Raw genomic sequence first — 19,093 nt, 5'->3', positions numbered from 1 at the left:
CGACGCCCGCCGCGACGACTCGGGCGCGCTGGTCGCCCCGCGCAAGGTGCGCGCCGGCGTGCCGTCCTATCTGGACGACCTCGTGATGGACCTGCTCAACGACGAGCTCACGCCGCCCTCGGCGACCGTGCTCGCCGCGGAGCTGTCCCGCCTGGACACCAGCGACCAGCTGCTCTTCGACGACGGAGGCTCGCCGCTGCGCTTTGCCTCATCGTATGTTGAGGAGCCCCCGCCGCGCTCCTCAACGCCCAAGCTTGTGGCGATCGGCGGGACGGCGCTCGCCCTGGTTATCGCCGGCATGGTGCTGGGCATCAAGGCGCTCAACGCCAACGCCGACAACACCCGGCGCACCGCCGAGAACCCGCCGATCACGGCCGGTTCGACCACGCCCAATCCGCAGCCACTCAAGCTCGACGCCTCGCAGGTGCGCATCGTCGACCCGGCCGGCAACCGGACGGAGGTCAAAAACGCGGGCCACGTGGTGGACGGCGACCCCGACACGGTCTGGAAGACCGACGGCTACACGCGGGCCAAATTCGGCGACTCCAAGCCCGGCATGGGCATCCTGATCAAGCTGCCCGAGCCGCGCCTCGTGCGCAGCGTCAAGGTGCAACTCAACGCGTCCGGCGCGTCGGCGGTGCTGCGCAGCGGCAGCAGCGATCACCCGGACAGCACCGAGGGCGACAAGGCCATCAATCAGACCTACACCGACGTGGGCGTGCCCCTGCTCAACTCGGGCACCACCATGGTCTTCCCCGCCGACCTGAAAACGCAGTACCTGCTGGTCTGGATCACCGAGCTGCCGGCTGACGGACAGGGTAAGTACCGGATCGGCGTGGAGGAGATAGAGATAACGGTCGAAGCACAGTGACATCGGCGGACCCGCGCAGCGATTCCGAACTGCTGCTGGCACACGCAGCGGGCGACCCACACGCGTTCGCTGAGCTGTTCCGCCGCCACCGCGACCGGCTCTGGGCCGTGGCCCTGCGCACGACCGGCGATCGCGAGGACGCGGCCGACGCCCTCCAGGAGGCCATGCTCTCGGCGCACCGCAACGCGGCCCGCTTCCGGGGCGAGTCTGCGGTCACGACGTGGCTTCACCGAATCGTGGTCAACGCGTGCGTCGACCGGCTGCGCCGCCGTCAGGCCCACCGGACCGTGCCGATGCCGGGCCAGGACGACCCGCGGGCGCACGGTGAGCCGGCCGCGCCGGTCGTCGACCACGACACGGCGATGGTGGTGCGCGAGGCGCTGGCCCAGCTGCCGGTCGAGCAGCGGGCATCGTTGGTCCTCGTGGACCTGGAGGGGCACTCGGTCGCGGAGGTGGCGGAGATGCTGGGGGTCGCGGAGGGGACCATCAAGAGCAGGTGTTCGCGGGGACGGGCGAGACTCGCGACACTTTTGGGACATCTACGCAACCCCGATGGGCCCGGCTACGTCCCAACCGACACAGCCAAAGGGGGTGAACGATGAGCTCTGCCGACGTGGACCAGGAACTGCTAGCCGACTATCTCGGCGGGGCTCTGGACGGTACCCCCCAAAAAGATCATGTAGAACGTCTGGTGGCGACCTCGCCGCAGTGGCGCGCGGCGGCCGAGGAGATGTCGGCCGCGCTGGATCTGGTCGCGCTCGACCTGGCGGCGCTGCGCGACGCGCCGGAGCCGATGCCCGCCGACATAGCGGCGCAGTTCGATGAGTTGCTCGCCCCGCCAAAGCGCGACCCGCTGGCCGCACGCCCGGTCGCGCGCAAAGCGGGCCGCAAGCGCAAGTGGAAGCGGTGGGCGGCGCCGATCGCCGTCGCGGCCGCGGTGCTGGCCTTCTTCGGCGTTGGCCGGTTGCCGGAGGTCGCCAGCACCATGTCGGGCGGCTCGGCGCAGGACAACAGGGGCACGGCCGAGTCGGCGCCGCAGGCCGATCAGCCGATGCCGGCGTCAGCGGCGGGGATTCCCATGGTGCGCACCGGCGCGCAATACACCCGGGGCAGCCTGGGTCTGCGCAACTCCTCGACCGAAAAGGCGGGGGAGCTGTCGTACAGGTCCGAGAGCATGCCGGCCACCTCGCCGTGGCAGCGCCTGGAGCAGCCGCCCGCGCTGTTGGACTGCCTGCACGTGATCTCGCTTGCCCTGCCCGGCCGGGCGACCCTGGTGGAGTATGCGTACTTCGATCACAAGCCGGCGCTGGTGATATCCATCACCACCACGGATCGGGAGTGGCGGTTTGTCGCGGGCATGAGCTGCGGCCTGACCGGACCCGACGAGCTGTACCGCGCGCCACTTCCGTGAGCTGAGGCACGGCTCGCGCACACGGGAATCCACGCTCCGTACGATGGCGTTTCAGCCAGCGAACACAAAGCGCTAAGGATGCTGCCGTGGACGACGTTCGTGATCTCATCATCATCGGCTCCGGGCCCGCGGGTTACACCGCGGCCGTCTATGCTGCCCGGGCCAGCCTCAAACCCCTGGTCATCGAGGGCGTCGAATCGGGTGGCGCGCTGATGACGACTACCGAGGTGGAAAACTTCCCCGGATTCCCCGACGGGGTCATGGGTCCCGAGCTCATGGATCAGATGCGCAAGCAGGCGGAGCGGTTCGGCGCGGAGTTCGTCACCGACAACGCCTCTCGGGTCGACCTCACGGGCGGGATCAAGCGCGTGTGGGTGAACGAGACCGAATACCGTGCCCGCGCAGTGATCCTGTCCACCGGTTCGGCGTGGCGGCCGCTGGGCGTGCCCGGCGAGCAGGAGCTGCTCGGCCACGGCGTGTCGTCATGTGCCACGTGTGACGGCTTCTTCTTCCGTGGGCAGCGCATCGTGGTTGTCGGCGGCGGTGACTCGGCGATGGAGGAGGCCACGTTCCTCACCAAGTTCGCCGAGCAGGTGACGATCATCCACCGGCGCGACGAGTTCCGGGCCAGCAAGATCATGGCCGAGCGAGCGCTGTCCAACCCGAAGATCGACGTCGCGTGGAACACGGTCGTCGAGGAGATCGTCGGTACCGACGGGAAGGTCTCCGGCGTCCAGGTGCGCGACCTGAAGACCGGCGAGACCCGGCTGATGCCCGTGACCGGCGTGTTCGTCGCGATTGGACACGACCCGCGCAGCGAGCTGTTCCACGGCCAGGTCGACCTGGACCTCAACGGATATGTGCTGGTCGAGGCGCCCAGCTCGCGGACCAACCTGCCCGGCGTGTTCGCGGCCGGCGACCTCGTCGACCACACCTACCGCCAGGCCATCACCGCCGCCGGCACCGGCTGCGTGGCCGCACTCGACGCCGAGCGATACCTCGCTCACCACTAGAAGTTTTGTTTGAGGAGTTACAGATATGGCAGCCAAGCACGTGACCGACGCGTCGTTCCCCAGCGACGTGCTGCAGTCCGACAAGCTGGTCCTGGTCGACTTCTGGGCGGAGTGGTGCGGTCCGTGCCGCAAGGTCGCCCCGGTCCTGGAGGAGATCGCCAACGAGATGGCCGACCGGGTGACGGTCGTCAAGCTCGACATCGACGCCAACCCGGAGACCGCGCGGGCCTATCGGGTGATGTCGGTGCCCACGCTGACGATTTTCAAGGGCGGCAAGCCCGTGCATTCTGTGGCCGGAGCCAAGCCCAAGGCGGAGATCATCCGGCTGATCGAGGCGGCGCTCTAGTTTGGACTAGTTGCCTGTGTGTCCACCGGAGCGGGCCCCGACGGGGTACGCTCCGGTGGCATTTGTGCCCTTTCCCCAACGCGGAGGTCTGCGGTGCGTTCGATTCGACGCGGCGAACGTGGCCCGGCTGTCACCGAGATCAGGTCGATCCTGGTGGCGCTCGGGATGCTTCCCTCGGCCGGCCATGACGGGCCGGGCGACCTGTTTGACGAGCCGGTCGAACGAGCACTGCGCATCTTTCAACAGCAGCGGGGCCTGTCGGTCGACGGCGCGGTGGGCGACGAGACCTGGCGGGCGCTCGACGCGGCGCGGTGGACGCTTGGCGCGCGCACGCTCGACTACAGCGTCAACAACCCGCTCAACGGCGACGACGTGCGGCAACTGCAGGAGCGGCTGCTGGAGATGGGTTACGACGTGGGGCGCACGGACGGGGTCTACGGCCCGCGGACGGCGCGGGCGGTGAGCGCGTTCCAGCGTGAGGTCGGGCTCTACCCGGACGGCAACTGCGGGCCGGCCACGCTCAACGCGCTGCGGCGGCTGGGGCGCAAGGTGGTCGGCGGGTCGCCGCTGCGCCTGCGCGAGCAGGTGCGCTTCCGGCAGCAGGGACCCAGCCTGGTCGGGCGGCTGATCGTGATCGACCCCGGGCACGGCGGGTCCGACCCGGGGGTCGTCGTGCCGGACGGGGTGCTGCGGTGGACCGAGGCCGACATCGCCTACGACATCGCGAGCCGGCTGGAGGGGCGGCTTGCCGCGGCCGGGATGAGGGTGCACTTGACGCGCGGGCCGTTGGCCACCGAGGCACCGTCCGATATGGACCGTGCGGGGTTCGCCAACTCGCTGCAGGCCGACCTGCTGATCTCGTTGCATGTGGACGGTCATCGCAACCCGGCGGCCGATGGAGTGGCCGCATATCACTACGGTACCGACAACGGCGTCACGTCGACGATGGGCGAGCAGCTGGCGGGGCTGGTGCTGCGGGAAATCGTGGCGCGGACCGGGATGCGCAACTGCTCCACCCATGCGAAAACCTGGGATCTGTTGCGGTACACGAGAATGCCGGCGGTGCGGGTCGACATCGGCTATCTGACGTCCCCGATCGACCTCAAGCGGCTGATCGACCCCATGTTCCGGGAGCGGGTCGTCGAGGCGATCATCGCGGCGGTGCAGCGGATGTACTTCCCGGCGGAGGTCGACGTGAAGACCGGAACGATTGACGTCAGCCAGCTCCGGATGGCACTAGCTCAGTGAGCGGGTCGCGGGTCTGGCCGGGCGGAGGATGCTCTCCGGCGTCATCGAGCCGAGCAGCTTCTCCAGCGCATACTCCACATCGGACTTCCAGGACAGCGCGGTGCGCAGATCCATGCGCAGGCGAGGGAAGCGCGGGTGCGGGCGCACCGTCTTGAAGCCCACGGCGAGGAAGAAGTCGGCCGGCGCCAGGCACATCGTGCCCAGGTGTTTGTTGTCGTCGTCGTGGCTTTCGCCGAACTTCGCGTCGCCGAACGCCTCGATGGCACGGATGCCGCGCTTGGTCAGATCGCGGGCCACGGCTTGCACGAGCATGCGCCCGAGCCCGCCGCCGGAAAAGGCCCCGACGATGTGGGCGGTCATGAGCTGGACGGCATCGGGCGAGACCGGCGACGTGGGGAAGGCGTTGCCGCGCGGGACATACATCGGCGGGGCGTAGAGCACGAACCCGGCCGGCATCCCGTCAACATAGGCAATTTTGCCACACGAGCCCCACTCAAGGAGGGTTTGCGAGACCCAGGCTTCCTTCTCCAGACCGGTGTCGCCGGCGGCGCACGCGCGCTCGGCCGCGACCGGATCAAGCTCCCAGAAGACGCATGTGCGGCACCCGCGAGGCAGATCCTCCAAGGTGTCAAGCGTCAGGTTGACCACGCGACGCGACAAGTCGACCCCCTCTCGCGCGGGCGGTGTGGCGGCACCCACTGCGGCAATGGCAGTCTGCCTCACTCCGCGCCGCTACGCGGAAGAACCCCCAAGCCGTCGTTGACTCTACTCCTGAATTAGGCACGGAAGATAGGATCGTGACCTGGCGACGCCTATCGGGGCTCTGGAGGGGATCTCGTGCGGACCACACTCGACGACTACACCGACCGATACGCCCACCGCGTGAGTGGGATGACCGCATCCGAGATCCGAGCGCTCTTCGCCGTCGCCAACCGGCCCGAGGTCGTGTCGTTGGCCGGTGGCATGCCCTACGTGGCGGCGCTGCCGCTCGACACGGTCGGCAGCATGATCGGTCAGCTGATCGCCCAGTCGGGTGACGTGGCCCTGCAGTATGGGGTGGGGCAGGGGATGCTCGAGTTGCGCGAGCGCATTTGCGAGCTCATGTCCGACGTCGGGATCGAGGGGTCGCCGGACGACGTGGTCGTCACCATCGGCGGGCAGCAGGCGCTGGATCTGGTCGGGCGGCTGTTCCTGGACCCGGGCGACGTGGTGCTCGCCGAGGGGCCGACCTATGTCGGCGCGCTGGGCGTGTTCCAGGCGGCCCAGGCGGAGGTCGTGCACGTGCCGATGGACGACGACGGGCTGATCCCTGAGGCGCTGGAGGAGGCGCTGGCCGCGTGTGTGGCCGCCGGGCGCAGGGTGAAATTCCTCTACACGATCCCGACCTACCAAAACCCGGCGGGAGTCACCCTGACCGAGGAGCGGCGCGAGGCCGTGCTCGACATCTGCGAGCGCGCCGGGCTGCTGATCATCGAAGACGACCCGTATGGGCGGTTGGGATTCCATGGGGAGGCGCCGCGGCCGCTGCGGGCACGCCGTCGCGATGGGGTCTTCTATCTGAGTACCTTTTCGAAGACGTTTGCCCCCGGACTTCGCGTGGGCTGGATCCTGGCACCGCACGCGGTGCGGGACAAGCTCGTGATGACCAGCGAGGCCAACATCCTGTGCCCGAGCAACTTCGCGCAGTCGGTTATCACGACCTATTTGCGGACCATGCCGTGGCGCGAGCAGCTCAAGGCGTACCAGCAAATCTATGGAGAGCGGCGCGACGCCATGATGGCTTCGTTGGCCGATTTGATGCCCGAGGGGGTCAGCTGGACCCGGCCGGACGGCGGGCTGTTCGTGTGGGCGACGCTGCCGGACGGCCTCGACGCGAAGGCGATGGTGCCGCGGGCGATCGCCGCGCGGGTGGCCTATGTGCCCGGGACCGGGTTCTACGCCGACGGGACGGGGCAGCGGCACATGCGGCTCAACTTCTCGTACCCGGCGCCGGAGCGGATCCGTGAGGGCGTGCGTCGCCTGGCCGGGGTCATCGAGCAGGAAGCCGCCATGCGTGCGGTTTTTCAAGGAGCATAGGTTTCTTTCGTGCGAGTTTTGGTGTTGGCGGGCGGACTGTCGTACGAGCGGGACGTCTCGCTGCGGTCCGGGCGGCGCGTTATCGACGCGTTGCGGACAGCGGGGGTCGAGGCGGAGATGCGCGACGCCGATGTGGCGTTACTTCCGGCACTGATGGCGGATCCGCCCGATGCGGTGTTCATCGCGCTGCACGGGTCCACGGGTGAGGACGGGTCGCTGCGCGGCGTTCTGGAGCTGTGCCAGGTGCCTTATATCGGGCCTGACGCACGGGCGGCGCGGGTCGCTTGGGACAAGCCTTCGGCAAAGGCGGTGCTGCGGGAGCACGAGATCGCCACGCCGGACTGGGTGGCGCTGCCGCACGACCGGTTCTCGGAGCTGGGTGCGGTCGCGGTGCTCGACCGGATCGTCGACCGGCTGGGGCTGCCGCTGATGGTCAAGCCGGCGCAGGGCGGGTCGGGACTGGGCGCGTCGGTGGTTCGGGACGCGTCCGAGCTTCCGGCGGCGATGGTGAGCTGCTTTGCGTACGACCAGACGGCACTGATCGAGCGGTATGCGGAGGGCATCGACGTCGCAGTGTCGATCCTGGATCTGGGGGAGGGGCCGACCGCGCTGCCGCCGGTGGAGATCGTGCCGAGCAATGGGATGTACGACTACGCCGCGCGGTATACGGCCGGCCTCACGACATGGCACGCACCGGCGCGGTTGTCCGCGGAGGTGACGAAGGTGGTTGTGGACACGGCGCTGGCGGCGCACGCGGCGCTCGGGCTGCGCGACCTCTCGCGGGTGGATCTGATCGTGGGGCGGGACGGGTCGGTCACCGTGCTTGAGGTGAACGTGTCGCCGGGCATGACCGAGACCTCACTGCTGCCGATGGCCGTGCACGCGGCGGGGATGGATTTGGGCGAGTCGCTGGCCGAGATTGCGCGGCGGGCGGTTGCGCGCGGCGCTTGATGCTGCGTGCGACCCAGCGCGAAGGCTGTCCGGCCCTCGGGGTGGGGCGGTGTGATGCGCGATTCGGCAAGACGACAATCACACACCGGCCTTGGCCTTGCCCTTTCGTCTTGCCCTGGCCGCGCTTGGCCCTTCGCCTTGCCCTGGCCGCGCTTGGCCCTTCGCCTTGCCCTGGCCGCACTTGGCCCTTGGTCACCCTTGGCCGGCCCGTCGACGCCGCAGGTCGATTCGTAGGCGACATGCGTTTGGTCCATCTCAATCCCGGGCTGGCGGGTTGCGGTTCGAGGAACGCCGCCTGTGCGATACCGATGCGCGATGGCACGCGTGAGCGCTGCGCTAGGACGGTCCACCACACGGTTCCCCGGACCAATGTTTCACGTGAAACCAAGGCACGGCACCCAGTTTGGCGTGCAAGTACGCTCGGTCGCCTTGCGCTTCCGCGCTGCACCCACACCATGCTGCATGCGCCGCCGACTGGGCCACTCGGGCCGCTCATTTCGACCGACTCCTAGGCGACCCGACGCGACTCGACCCAGCGACTGGGGCGCCTACGGGTTCCATGCCTTGACGGCATGACACAACCGCAGAGGTTCCGTAGCGCTGTCGCAGAGCCTTTCGGGAAACGTCGACCGGGTCGCCGGATTGTCGGCGGGGCGGCCGCCAGCCACGCGCGGCGCGGGCGGATGACGAGGCGAGCTGCTCGCGGTCAAGTAGGAGCCGGTTCGACGGGCGTGGCTCGCGAACACGCCTCAACGCGATCGCGACAGTCGTTGCCCAAGCGGGGCCACTGGCAAGCAGAGAGCACGAGAGCCCGCGCCAAAAGGCTTGGCGCGGGCTCTCGTGCTTGTTTTTCTACGTGCGTTCCTATGTGGTGCGGCGTGTGTCGCCGCCCCAGGTGTGCTATTCGACCGCGAGCTCCGCGGGTGCCGGCTCGGACAACTTGGCCGGCGCTTGCCAATCGATCCGCGGTGGCTGGGCCAGCGCCGTGCCGCCGAACTCGGCAAGCCAAGCTGCGACCATGGCCAGACTCTCCTTCCACTGGGCTTCGGAAATCGGGGGAAGGATGTCATCCCACATGGGCAGGAACGTGCCGCGCATCTGCAACGCGCCTCGCGGGCGGGCCATGAACCACATGTGCATGTGAGCCGTGCCGTCACCCCAGCGGTTGACATGGACGCGAGCTACGTTGTCGAGGGAGCGAATCGCCCTCTCGACCCGAACTGTCATCACGCCGAGCTCGGCAGCGAGGAGATTGGGAAGGTCGCCGAGGTCGAGATGGGTACGGGGCTCGAGCAGTAAGACCATCGGAAGGCCGGGCGGCTTCTCAGTGGCGCGCACTCGCCACCGTTCGTTCACCCAGATATAGGCGTCATCGGGAGCTTGGCATGCGGCGCAATCGGCGATGTCTTCGCCCTTGCGGGTGGGCTCGGGATCAACGGGTTCTTCGAGCGCCTTCACGGAGAAGGTGCCTTCAAACGGGAACGAGGGCCACGTCGTGAACGCGGGCAGGGGCGTAGGGGAGTCAGCCACCAGGAGAATCTAACGGAATCGGGCTGACGATGGCACAAGTGGATCGGCCTGTGGATAACTTTGTGGATGGATGGTCCTGGTGTCGACGTCCACACCGTCCGTGGTAGCACAGCCATGTGATTTGTCGTTGGTACTGAAGGACTTTTGCACTCGTGCTGCTGTTTCACGTGAAACACGACCTTGAAGAGGCCTGTGGATAACTCTGTGGGTTTCCTGGTGGGGCTCCAGCACGCTGTGGATGGGGTGCACAGTTGGCTTGTGGACGACGGAGCCTCAGTTTCACGTGAAACAACCACCCCGCCGAGCCGTGGAACAATCGCGACTGCTTGCTCTCTAGGCATCACCGCTGGCATCACCGCCAGACGCCGACCCCCGGTGGCCCGGGGCATGCCCACACGGGCTTCAGCGGCAGGCCGGTGTAGCGCGGCAACAGCACCCAGCATCGACATTCGTTCAACTCGAAGTCGCGTCGGCAGTCGCGGCATCCCCTTCCAATAGCTCAGACGATGCACGGTCCTCAGCGTTGAATTGGGAGCACTCCGGTGACTGGTGGCTGTGGACCCACACCGGCCAAGAATCCGCTCGCGGCTCGTGTAGATGTGGAACGCCAATGTCACGCAGTCCTTGGCTTTGGCCCCAGCGCAGACACACCACACCAAGCGAACGTCTACGACGCGGGCACCGAAGGGCACGTTCGCAGGCTCGGCACGGATCCGCTCGGTGAGGCTCGCGGGATCCCGCGATCGATCGTCTGGCGAGTTCCGTGTGTTGCCGTGGCAAGGAAATGCCTTCGTAGCCACAAGCAGTGCTGTAACTTTGAGTCGGCTCTCCGAATGCTGCGATGCGATGCGGTGTGGCCACAAGGCAGTCCGTCGAGCGCCTTCCACAGTGCCGGCCGACGATGGCGCCTGCCTGGTGGCTCGTAATCGTCTGCGCCACGAAACCTTCGCCAGTCCTTGTGACGCCGAGACGTTCCATGTCCTTTGTGGGAATCTTCTTCCCGGTTCCCATGTGGATTCCCCGCTGACGGATGTCGGCACGGGTTTGTCGCCCGAGGAGCGCGATGCGGCCGTGCCGGTGCGCGAGTAGCTGGCCACGGATCGGATCCCCGCCGATCGGGTCGAGCACAGTGACAGCGGGATAGTCGCGATGCTGTTTGGCATTCGGCGGCTGGGTGGGGGTGGATGGGGGATGTCGGCCAGCTCGGCTCTGCGGTCGCATCGGTTCTGCTGTGTCGTTGCACTCGGGCGGTGACACCGCGCTCCGCCTCAGTATCGAGCTCCGACGCCGTGTCGGGCTCCGCCGTCACGCCCACTCGATCCGTGGCATAGGGGCTCGGTCGTGTCGTCGGGATCAGGCCGTGACATCAGCTCCGCCGCCACAACGGCCGATGTCGCGGGCCGATCCCGGCGACACGACCGAGCCCGTGTTATCACTGGGGGGCGAGGGAGCCGATGGCACAGGAACGATGCGACTGCACTGCCGAGCCGGCGTCGCAACCCAGGCGGATATCGCGATCCCGCTGATGCACCGGCGACGCTGAGGGTGCCTGGCCACCATATATCGGCTTGGCCGCCATCTGCAGGATCGCGATAACTCCGTTCGGCCGTGACATCAAGTCGGGCCGGATGTGCCCGGGGTTGGCGCAGCGATCGCGGAGGGCTTAGTGCAACAAGCACGATGCGATGGTCCTGTTCGTGTTGGTGGCGTATGTGCATCGTGGTTCGAAGTTGGGGGTCACTGCGGCCTGACAGTGATGGGCGGGAGTGTTGGATCGCGTGTAATCCGTTTGCCCCAAGGGCACGTGGCTTGGCTGACTTCACCCGAGAGAAGAGCGTCGGTGGTAAGGCTGGTTGCTCCAAGGTGTTCGGCTCCGCTTGACGGGGGATCGCGATTCGCGGGAAGTGCGCTACGGCCTTCTTAGTGCGCCCGTGGGGCTTCCAGTCGTCCTTGCGTGTGAGGTCGCGGGCTTGGGCTGTGTGGTTTATCGGAGGTGTTTCACGTGAAACGGGGGGATGACTACGGCGGTTCTATGAAGGCGCGGGGAGGTATGGAGATTGGCGTCGCGGCTGGATCCGTGGTCCTGCATGCTTCGTGTGCCGGGGGGTACTCGACAAAGACTGTGGCCCTTGGTTTCACGTGAAACCAAGGGCCACAGTTCTGAAGGTATGGCTAGTGTTTCTCCACGCCGATGATGCCCACGATGCGCTCGAGGTCGTCGACCGTGGCGAACTCGATGGTGATTTTGCCTTTGCTGCGGCCGATGTCGACCTTCACGCGGGTGTCGAAGCGATCCGACAGCTTGTCGGCGAGCTCGGCCAGGGCCGGCGCGTGGGGCTTGGCCCGGCGCTTGGGGGCGGCCGGCTTGGCCGCGCCGTCGCTGAGGGCCAGAGTCACGAGCTCCTCGGTGGCACGGACGGACAGTCCCTCGGCGACGATCTTTGCGGCCAGGTCCTCCTGTGAGGCCGCGTCTTCGAGACCGAGAAGGGCACGCGCGTGTCCTGCCGACAGGACACCGGCTGCCACGCGCCGTTGAACCTGTGGTGGGAGGTTCAGCAGGCGGATGGTGTTCGAGATCTGCGGGCGGCTGCGCCCAATCTTGCGGGCCAGCTCGTCGTGCGTGGCACCAAACTCTTCGAGCAGCTGCTGGTATGCAGCCGCCTCTTCGAGCGGGTTGAGCTGTGCCCGATGGATGTTCTCGAGCAGGGCATCCCGCAGCATCGCATCATCGCGCGTATCGCGGATGATGGCCGGGATGTGCTCGCGCTCGATCGCTTGTGCGGCGCGCCAACGGCGCTCGCCCATCACGAGCTCGTACTTGTCCTGCCCGAGCTCGCGCACCACGATAGGCTGCAGGAAGCCGACCTCCTGAATGGAGATCTTCAGCTCATCGAGCTGCTCGTCGTCGAACACCTGCCGCGGCTGCTTCGGGTTGGGCACGATGGAGCCCACCGGAATCTCGGCGAAGCGCGCACCCGGTACCGGAAAAAGCTCATTAGGACGCTCGGCGGTGGCCTGGGCGACGACGTGCGCTACCGGTGTGTGGTCGACGGGTGGTGGGGCTGGGGTCGCCACAGGGCTCGGGGGAGCGGAGACCGGCTGGCCTGACGGGGCGGTGGGGATCAGCGCACCGAGTCCCCGGCCCAGCCCACCTTTGACGCGTTGGGCAGCGCCGCTCATGCCGCAACCCCAATCTTTGCCCCGCGTTCCGCGATCTCCTGAGCCGCCTCGAAGTAGCTGGTCGCCCCGCGCGACCCCGGGTCGTATGTCATGACCGACTGGCCGTAGCTCGGCGCCTCGGACACTCGCACATTCCTCGGGATGACGGAGGTGAGTACCTTGTCTCCGAAGTGGTTGCGCACGTCCTGCTCGACCGCGTCGGCCAGGCGGGTGCGCCGGTCGTACATGGTCAGCAGGATCGTCGACACGTCGAGCTCCGGATTGAGATGTGCTTTCACGAGGTTGATGTTATTCAGGAGCTGGTTGAGCCCTTCAAGCGCGTAGTACTCGCACTGGATGGGGATCAGAACCTCCTGCGCCGCAACGAGTGCGTTGACCGTCAGCAGACCGAGCGACGGCGGGCAGTCGATGAAGATGTAGTCGTACTGGCCGGGGTAGGCGGAGATGGCCCGGCCGAGCCGCGACTCGCGTGCGACCACGGAGACGAGCTCGATCTCGGCTCCGGCCAGATCTATGGTGGCGGGAACGCACCATAGGTTGGGGATGCCTTCGACCCCCTGAGCCACGTCCTCGAGTGGGACGTTGTCGATCAGACAGTCGTAGACGTCGGGCACGCCGGCGTGGTGCGGCACGTTCAGGCCCGTGGACGCGTTGCCCTGGGGGTCGAGGTCAATCACCATCACGCGGTTGCCGTGCAGCGCGAGGGCGACCGCGAGGTTCACCGTGGTGGTGGTCTTGCCCACGCCGCCCTTCTGATTGGCAACGCACATGACTCGGGGGCGGCTCGGCCGTGGCATCGTCACTTCCCCGCTGGGGTTGAGGATCTGCACGGCTCGCATAGCTTCCATGGCCAACGGTGGGTCCTCCGAGTCGCTCTCCACGGTGGCCTCGTTAGGTGAAGCACCGTACGTCGTATCTGCTTGTCCAACTGCAGCCGCAGCCGTGGGATCGGCGGCAGCAGTAGCGTGAGGTCGTGGAGAGGGGAGTCTCGCTGAGCTTTCCGGCTGATAGCCGGTGACGTTCTGGGGTGGCACGGGGGAGGTGAACTCGACCGCGGGTACCCCACCCGGCGCGCCTTGAAACCCGGTCGCGTCGGGCCGCCAGTCGCCAACTCCGCCATTCGCCGATGTTTCACGTGAAACAACGGGATCTGAGAACGAGGTCAGATCCGGGCCGGCTCCATACGGAGAGGCAACGTCAACATAGGGGGAACGTGGAGCAGCGCCCAGGGGGCGCGAGCCCGCATAGGCCCGCGACGCTCCACCGTAGACGCTCCTTTGTGGAGTCATGCCTTGTTCGTGCACCGTCTCATCCCTGCCCGCATCGGTTCGGATGGTTGCGCCGATCGGTCGCTCCGCCGGTTCTTTCATGGTGGTGGAGCAAGGTGTATCTACGATATCGGCGCTCGGCCAGCCTACGGCTGCGGGGCGCGCCACGCCAACGCGATCGCTTTGTTTAGGCACTTCCAGAGGGATGAACACCATCAATCCGGGCAGGAGAGTCAGTCTCCCGCCCAACATCGCCTGACAGGAAGTCTCCGGCCATCCCAGCATGACTAAAAGTGGATCACGGGATGTGCTCGATCGCCCGAAGCCGCGCGGGCGCAGGGGAAACGGAGTCGCGCCGGACTGGCGAATGTGGTTCTGGGTTCTGGTTGGGGCGGAGTGCCGCCGCCGGAGAGGACCGAGGGCGGTACGGCGAGGAATGGTCGAGGCGGGTGCAGCCGGGCGGTCTGGGGCCGCGGCCGATTTGGGCCGAGAGGCGCGGTGCTGAACGTGGAAGCGAGCATCAGGTGTCGGAGGGGAGGGCGGGGGTTGCGAGGTGCGGACCGCGGGGCGAGAGGCGGGCGCGGGGCGAGGCGCGACCGCGCAAGCCGTTAGCATCATGCGCTTCAACCGCCAATATCACGCGTGCTCGTCCCCAACGCCCGTGCGCTCCCATTGCCAACACCGCTCCGATAAAGTCGCGCGCGCAGAAGCCGTCAAAGCCCGGCGTCATCTACGCCGCGCGCTATAACCGTCATCGCCATGCACACGCCACGAGCGCCACGCGTGTGAGCAAGCGGCCAAACGTCACGCCGCGTACGCACCCACGCCGCGCGTCACCAACGTCACGCGCTAAACCGTCATCAGCGCTGCGCGACCAAAGCCGCCAGCGCTGCGCGCACGAAGCCGCCGACACCGCGCAATCAAACCGGGAGCCCGGCGCGCGCACGAACCCGCCAGCGCCGCGCAACCAAACTGTCAGCGCCGCGCGATCGCGCGGGCGTGCGACGTGTGCGCTAAGCCCTGCCCCGCGCACGCCCCGCCCGCGACCGGACGTCCCGCTCGCGCACAACCTCCACGATCTTCGTCGGCGGCTCGATGAGTCCGACACCGCACTGTCGTACGGAGGCACGCCCGCCCCCGAGCCGGGTGACGGCCGCCTGATGCGACGCGATCTCCTCCGCCGCCGAGGCGCCCTTCAGCGCGAGCATCCGCCCGCCGACCGCCGTCAACGGCAGGCACCATCCGGCCAACCGGTCCAGTGGCGCGACCGCCCGCGCAGTGACGACCGGTGCGCGCAGCCGCCCGACCTGTTCCTCGGCCCGCCCCCGCACCACGGTCACCCGATCGCCCAAGCCGAGCATCGCCACCGCCTCGTCAAGAAACGACGTGCGCCGCGCCAGCGGCTCCACCAACGTGACCTCGACGTCGGCCCGCGCGATCGCGAGCACCAGCCCGGGCAGCCCAGCCCCCGACCCGACATCGATCACCGCAGCGCCCTGCTCCACCAGCTCCGCGACCACCCCGCAATTCAGCAGGTGCCGATCCCACAGCCGAGGAGCCTCGCGCGGCCCGATCAGCCCGCGCAGCACGCCCTCCGTTTCGAGCAGTTCCGCGTACGCAACAGCAAGGCCGAGACGATCACCGAAGACCGTCCCGGCCACAGAGGGTACCGCTGCCGCGGAGGATGCTGAGGAGTTCATCAAACGGGACGGACCACAATCCGCCGGTTGGGCTCGACGCCCTCGGACTCGCTCTCGACGCCCTCGCTCGCGTTCACCACGTCGTGCACGCACTTGCGCTCGAACGCCGACATGGGCTCCAGGCGCACCGACTCGCCGTGCTGGCGCACCTTTTCGACCGCGTTCTTCGCCAGCGCGCCGAGCTCCTTGCGCCGCTGGTCGCGGTAGCCGCCGACGTCGAGCAGGAGCCGGCTCGGCTCGCCGGTCTGCTTGAACACGGCCAGCCGGGTCAGCTCCTGCAGCGCCTCAAGGGTCGCGCCGCGCGGGCCGATCAGCGACTGCAGCTTGGTGCCGACCACCTCCACGATGGGGCGCCCGCCAGATACAAGCTCATCGATGTCACCATCGGCGTCCAGGATGTCGAGCAGGCCCTCGATGTAGTCTGCCGCCACCTCGCTCTGCCTAAACAGATCGGCGTCGGACAGCTCTTTACGCTTGGGCGCTTCCTGCTCCTCCTGCTCCTCTTCCACCAGCTCCGCTGCCGCCTCTGTGGAGACGAGGTCCGTCTGTTCCGTCACGTTGCACTCCGATGGGTCTTGCGATTGACAAAAGTTCAGGTCGTCAGCCGACGTTCTTCTTCACGGTCTTGCGCTTGGGGTTGGTGGGCTTGGCCCCGACTTTGGGCGCAAGTGCCTTGGCGACCTCGGGGTCGACCGGCGCCTTGGGCTCCGGCGCGCCGCCGATCTTGGGCGGCGGGTACTTCCTCAGCACCCACATCTGCTGACCGAGCGAGAAGAGGTTGGACGTCGTCCAGTAGATGATGAGGCCGAGCGGGAACGCGACGGCCGACACGATCAGCGTGGCGGGGATGCCGTAGAGCATGAGCTTTTGCATCATCCGCTGGGTCGGCTCCTCGGACCACCCGGTCTTGAGGATCATCTGCCGGCTCGTCAGGTAGGTCGTGACGATCATGACCACGCCCAGGATTCCACAGAGGACGGCCGCGGATCCGCCCATGCTGAATGCCGCGGAGATCTTCACGCCGAAAAGCTTGGCGGCCGAGGCGTCGAAGTAATTTTCGAGCGTCCACCCGCCGTACTTGTTGCCGGAGATCACCTTCGTGCCGTCGAGGCGCCGGATGATGTGGAACACGCCCAGGAAGACCGGCATCTGCAGGATCAGCGGCAGGCAGCCCATCAGCGGGTTGGCCTTGTTTTCCCGGTAGAGATTCATCATCTCTTTTTGCAGCGTCTCGCGGTCGCCCTTGTGTTTCTCCTGCAGCGCCTTGAGCTGCGGTTGAAGGGCCTGCATGGCGCGCTGTGAGCGGATCTGCTTCACAAACAGGGGGAAGATGATGATCCGGACCGTGATCACCAGGAACACCAGCGCCAGGATCCAGTCCCAGTTGGTGCCCAGCCACTCACCGGAGAGGCCGATCGCATCCCACAGCTTGTGCCACATGAGCATGATCCACGAGAGACCCCAGTAGATCGGCTCCATCAATCCGATTCCCATTAGGGCGTTGCTCCAGTCGCGTCGGTGCGGGTGCCGGGCACAGGGTCGTACCCGCCGGGGTGGAAGGGGTGACACCGCCCGATCCGCCTGACCGCTAGCCAGAACCCCCGAAGTGCGCCGTGACGCGCGATCGCCTCCAGCGCATAGGCACTGCAGGACGGGTAGAACCGGCAACGGGCCGGAAGGCCCGGGCTTACCCAACGACGGTACGCGATGATGGGGAGCGCCAGCACGCGACCGGCCAGTGTCATTGATGACGTGGCCGCGGGCTCACCGGCGGGATCGCGTGCATCATTCACATCTGTCATTGCCGCCGCCCCAAGCGAAGCGCCGCATCAAGCGCGTTTTCAAGATCTAGGGCCATTTCCTGGTACCGGCTGAGCGCCGCGCCGGGTTGGGCACGCACGACGATCGTTGCCCCGGACGGGAGCCGATCGATGTGCTCGGTCATCAGGTGGCGCAGACGCCGCTTCACCCGATTGCGCACGACCGCCCCACCGACCGCCTTGGACACGACGAACCCGGCCCGCGCGGGATCGGCCACCGCGTGCACACCAGGAGTCGCCTCGCCCACCACGTCGGCCCGAGCGGGCAGACCGGCTGGGGTGTCAAGCGTCACAGTCGCCCGGGATCCGGGCATCGGCGGCGAAGCCTGGTCCACGGCCACATCCCGCGGCGCCGCATCGGAGGCAACACGCGGCTGATGATCCCTCACACCTTCGCCGTGCGCATCGGAAGCACCGCCTGCCTGACCGGCCGCGTGCTCGGGGCCTGCCGCCGCGCGCTCGTCGGCCGCCACAGAAACGGCCGGCAGACCACCCGGCGCCGGCTCGTGCGCACCTGGCGCGGAGGGCTGCGAATCAGCGGCGGGACGCAGCAGGTGGACCACCACGCAGCCGCGCGCAACACGCCGCCCACGGCGCACGGTGGTGGCGAAGTCTCCGCTTCGCCGTAGCCGGTGCGCCGCGGGCAGCATTAGATCGTCCTGAGGATTCAGACCGCCAGGCGGGCGCGGCCCTTGGCGCGGCGCTGCGACAGCACCGCGCGGCCCGCGCGGGTGCGCATGCGCAGCCGGAAGCCGTGGGTCTTCGCGCGACGACGGTTGTTCGGCTGGTACGTGCGCTTGCTCACGTCTGGTCTCCTGGAGTTGGCCCCGAAACTTCGCGGGGACTTGGCACAACCGGTCCAGCCTACACGGTCGCCTGGTCGCGGACCAAAGCGCTAATGTGCTCCAGGGGAGCCCGAGGGCCGGAACGCACTCCAATCTTCACTCAGCGTCACCCTGTGGACAACTGTGGACGCCTGTGGATAACCCTGTTAACGTGCCGTGGACCGGATCTGTGGGGGACTCCATTAAAGGTCACGGCTGCCGCAAAACCGCGCACAGCTGTGGCTCGTTGGCACAACGAAGGTGGGCATGCGCCGTCTGTGGACAGACGCGGCCAGCCCGGGCGGCGATCGCGGCCTGTGGATAACCTGTGGAGAACTTTGTGGAGTCGGGGGACAACCCGGGTTTGGGATCTCCACTGGCCACGGACAGTAAGCACATCGTGATAGCTCGGAGCCAGACGCACTGAGGGGCTGATGACCACCATGAGGGCACGTATTGAGCGGGCAATCGGGCTCATTGCGATCGACCTTCGTGCGCTGATTACGGGAAGCGGCCGGGCCCTGCAGACTCACGTGGCCGGGGTGGTCGTGGCATGACCGACCTGGAAGAGGTGTGGCGGGCCGCCACCGACGAGCTGCACGACGAGATCGTCTCGCCGCAGCAGCGCGCCTACCTGAAGCTGACCCGGCTGCGCGCCATAGTCGACGACATCGCCCTGCTCAGTGTGCCCAACCCGCAGGTGCGCGAGATCATCGAGCAGCGGCTGCGGCCGGGCATCACCGAGGCCCTGTCCCGCGTGCTCGGCCGGTCCCTGCAGGTGGTCGCGACGGTCCGCCCGGCCGAGGACGCGCCCGCTCCGCCCCCGCCCAGTCCCGCCTCCCCGCCCCCCGCCCT

17 protein-coding genes and 3 pseudogenes are annotated in these 19,093 nt (G+C 67.5%); 9 read left to right on the top strand and 11 right to left on the bottom strand.

Annotated features, from left to right (window positions below; translation table 11 throughout):
* From DM816_RS28920 to DM816_RS28895, 6 genes and pseudogenes are all read left to right on the top strand, one after another.
* Window positions 1–871, top strand: a pseudogene (locus DM816_RS28920) (serine/threonine protein kinase); the annotation flags it as partial.
* A complete protein-coding gene (sigM, locus tag DM816_RS28915) occupies window positions 868–1,473 on the top strand; it encodes an RNA polymerase sigma factor SigM (RefSeq protein ID WP_117213546.1) in 606 nt (201 codons plus the stop codon). The pseudogene DM816_RS28920 and the gene sigM, both read left to right, overlap by 4 nt.
* A complete protein-coding gene (locus DM816_RS28910) occupies window positions 1,470–2,282 on the top strand; it encodes a hypothetical protein (protein WP_117213545.1) in 813 nt (270 codons plus the stop codon). Before sigM ends, DM816_RS28910 begins: the two co-directional genes overlap by 4 nt.
* An 86-nt stretch (window positions 2,283–2,368) precedes the next feature.
* Window positions 2,369–3,295, top strand: coding sequence for a thioredoxin-disulfide reductase (gene trxB / locus DM816_RS28905; protein ID WP_117213544.1), 927 nt, complete (start codon window positions 2,369–2,371; stop codon window positions 3,293–3,295).
* A gap of 25 nt (window positions 3,296–3,320) precedes the next feature.
* Window positions 3,321–3,641 (top strand): thioredoxin, encoded by a 321-nt coding sequence (gene trxA, locus DM816_RS28900; RefSeq protein WP_117213543.1) that lies wholly within the window; start codon window positions 3,321–3,323, stop codon window positions 3,639–3,641.
* A gap of 93 nt (window positions 3,642–3,734) precedes the next feature.
* Window positions 3,735–4,889, top strand: a complete 1,155-nt coding sequence (locus DM816_RS28895; RefSeq protein ID WP_117213542.1) for an N-acetylmuramoyl-L-alanine amidase — start codon at window positions 3,735–3,737, stop codon at window positions 4,887–4,889.
* Here DM816_RS28895 and DM816_RS28890 read toward each other — a convergent pair.
* Entirely contained in the window at window positions 4,878–5,549 is a 672-nt protein-coding gene (locus tag DM816_RS28890; RefSeq protein WP_117213551.1) for a GNAT family N-acetyltransferase, read from the bottom strand. The genes DM816_RS28895 and DM816_RS28890 overlap by 12 nt on opposite strands.
* Before the next feature lie 231 nt (window positions 5,550–5,780).
* Here DM816_RS28890 and DM816_RS28885 point away from each other — a divergent pair, with 231 nt between their 5' ends.
* Complete coding sequence (locus tag DM816_RS28885; protein ID WP_117213550.1) at window positions 5,781–6,965, top strand: aminotransferase-like domain-containing protein; 1,185 nt, start codon at window positions 5,781–5,783, stop codon at window positions 6,963–6,965.
* 9 nt (window positions 6,966–6,974) lie between these two features.
* The gene (locus tag DM816_RS28880) at window positions 6,975–7,916 is read left to right on the top strand and encodes a D-alanine--D-alanine ligase family protein (RefSeq protein WP_117213541.1); all 942 of its coding nucleotides are present in this window, start codon (window positions 6,975–6,977) and stop codon (window positions 7,914–7,916) included.
* Window positions 7,917–8,816: 900 nt separating this feature from the next.
* Here DM816_RS28880 and DM816_RS28875 read toward each other — a convergent pair.
* The 10 genes and pseudogenes from DM816_RS28875 to rpmH all read right to left on the bottom strand — a co-directional run bounded on the left by DM816_RS28875 (window position 8,817) and on the right by rpmH (window position 18,219).
* The gene (locus tag DM816_RS28875; protein ID WP_246002368.1) at window positions 8,817–9,374 is read right to left on the bottom strand and encodes a hypothetical protein; all 558 of its coding nucleotides are present in this window, start codon (window positions 9,372–9,374) and stop codon (window positions 8,817–8,819) included.
* Between the two features lie 2,244 nt (window positions 9,375–11,618).
* Entirely contained in the window at window positions 11,619–12,626 is a 1,008-nt protein-coding gene (locus DM816_RS28870; protein WP_117213539.1) for a ParB/RepB/Spo0J family partition protein, read from the bottom strand.
* The gene (locus tag DM816_RS28865) at window positions 12,623–13,792 is read right to left on the bottom strand and encodes a ParA family protein (protein ID WP_425455283.1); all 1,170 of its coding nucleotides are present in this window, start codon (window positions 13,790–13,792) and stop codon (window positions 12,623–12,625) included. Before DM816_RS28865 ends, DM816_RS28870 begins: the two co-directional genes overlap by 4 nt.
* 1,115 nt (window positions 13,793–14,907) lie before the next feature.
* Window positions 14,908–15,594, bottom strand: a complete 687-nt coding sequence (gene rsmG / locus DM816_RS28860) for a 16S rRNA (guanine(527)-N(7))-methyltransferase RsmG (protein WP_117213538.1) — start codon at window positions 15,592–15,594, stop codon at window positions 14,908–14,910.
* Window positions 15,594–16,106, bottom strand: a complete 513-nt coding sequence (locus DM816_RS28855) for a Jag family protein (RefSeq protein ID WP_246002374.1) — start codon at window positions 16,104–16,106, stop codon at window positions 15,594–15,596. The genes rsmG and DM816_RS28855 overlap by 1 nt, the downstream gene beginning before the upstream one ends.
* Window positions 16,107–16,194: 88 nt before the next feature.
* The gene (yidC, locus tag DM816_RS28850; RefSeq protein ID WP_246002366.1) at window positions 16,195–17,088 is read right to left on the bottom strand and encodes a membrane protein insertase YidC; all 894 of its coding nucleotides are present in this window, start codon (window positions 17,086–17,088) and stop codon (window positions 16,195–16,197) included.
* Window positions 17,088–17,321: a membrane protein insertion efficiency factor YidD gene (gene yidD / locus DM816_RS28845; protein WP_425455282.1), complete on the bottom strand. Its 234-nt coding sequence runs from the start codon at window positions 17,319–17,321 to the stop codon at window positions 17,088–17,090. Before yidD ends, yidC begins: the two co-directional genes overlap by 1 nt.
* A 71-nt stretch (window positions 17,322–17,392) precedes the next feature.
* Complete coding sequence (gene rnpA, locus DM816_RS28840; RefSeq protein ID WP_117213547.1) at window positions 17,393–17,728, bottom strand: ribonuclease P protein component; 336 nt, start codon at window positions 17,726–17,728, stop codon at window positions 17,393–17,395.
* A 168-nt stretch (window positions 17,729–17,896) separates the two neighbouring features.
* A pseudogene (locus DM816_RS45960) lies at window positions 17,897–18,064 on the bottom strand (ribonuclease P protein component); the annotation flags it as partial.
* A 17-nt stretch (window positions 18,065–18,081) separates the two neighbouring features.
* A complete protein-coding gene (gene rpmH, locus DM816_RS28830) occupies window positions 18,082–18,219 on the bottom strand; it encodes a 50S ribosomal protein L34 (RefSeq protein WP_117213535.1) in 138 nt (45 codons plus the stop codon).
* A 572-nt stretch (window positions 18,220–18,791) separates the two neighbouring features.
* On the opposite strand from rpmH, the pseudogene DM816_RS28825 reads away from it, so the two are divergent.
* A pseudogene (locus DM816_RS28825) lies at window positions 18,792–19,093 on the top strand (chromosomal replication initiator protein DnaA); the annotation flags it as partial.

The sequence above is a fragment of the Allorhizocola rhizosphaerae genome (assembly GCF_003426775.1).
In the GTDB taxonomy this organism is placed as follows: Bacteria; Actinomycetota; Actinomycetes; order Mycobacteriales; family Micromonosporaceae; genus Allorhizocola; species Allorhizocola rhizosphaerae.
The sequence above is the reverse complement of the archived record's forward strand: the minus strand, read 5'-3'. Positions and strand labels throughout refer to the sequence as shown.